This window comes from Sphingomonas sp. FUKUSWIS1, from assembly GCF_000733135.1.
GTDB lineage: Bacteria > Pseudomonadota > Alphaproteobacteria > Sphingomonadales > Sphingomonadaceae > Sphingomonas > Sphingomonas aerolata.
Genome location: NZ_JPJC01000247.1, coordinates 1 through 719, shown reverse-complemented (window position 1 = coordinate 719; position 719 = coordinate 1). Strand labels below are relative to the sequence as shown.

Genomic DNA, 719 nt, shown 5'->3' with positions numbered 1-719 from the left:
CGGGGGCGTGATGGCGCGGGGTCAGGGTGCGGGTTTGCGGAGGCCGCCGGCGGTGACGCCCGCCGCGCCGACGCCGACCGACACGCCGGCCATGCCGCCGCCAACCTGGAACGGGCCCATGTCCTGGACCGGGGTGCGCGCGTTGAGCAGCCGGACACGTTCCGCGGCGAGGCTTTCGTGGCGCGGATCGCCGGGGTCGTGCTCGACGAACGGCACGCGGAACCGATCCGCCTGGCGCAGGCCGCAGACGGTGATGTCGGTCGAAGCGGGATCGACGACGCAGCGGGGTTCGGCGGCGAGTCGCTCGCTGGCCTTGGCGAGCAGCGGATCCTGAGCGAGAACCAGAAGCAAGGCGAACATGACCTGTCCCCGATACGCGATGGGCCGATACGAAGCTCGTCGCGAGGGTGACGCACGCGCAGGCGAGCCGCAAGCGTCAGTCGGTCGGATCCCGATCTATTCTGGCGATGCCGAGCCGGGGGATCTCGATCGCCGGGCAGCGGTCCATGACGACCTGAAGCCCGGCGGCTTCGGCGCGGGCGGCGGCAGCCTCGTTGATCACGCCGAGCTGCATCCACACCGCTTTCGCACCGATCGCGATCGCCTGGTCGACGGCCTCGCCCGCGGCGGCGGAATTGCGGAAGATGTCGACGATGTCGATCGGGTCGCCGAGCTGGGCAAGTTCGCGGAAGACGAATTCGCCGTGAATGTGCTCGCCG

Annotated in this window: 2 protein-coding genes; both read right to left on the bottom strand. The window is 70.5% G+C overall.

The annotated features are described in order from the left end of the window. Positions 1-21: 21 nt before the first annotated feature. Positions 22-360 carry a hypothetical protein gene (locus sphsw_RS15415; RefSeq protein WP_042467494.1) on the bottom strand — a complete coding sequence of 113 codons (339 nt, stop codon included), beginning with the start codon at positions 358-360 and terminating at the stop codon, positions 22-24. Between the two features lie 76 nt (positions 361-436). Continuing rightward, positions 437-719 (bottom strand): CoA-binding protein (locus sphsw_RS15410; protein ID WP_031441388.1); only part of this gene is annotated, 283 nt, incomplete at its 5' end.

What these genes read in the sequence shown, in the direction of transcription:
- sphsw_RS15415 (WP_042467494.1), bottom strand. Translation starts at nt 360, where the DNA reads ATGTTCGCCTTGCTTCTGGTTCTCGCTCAGGATCCGCTGCTCGCCAAG.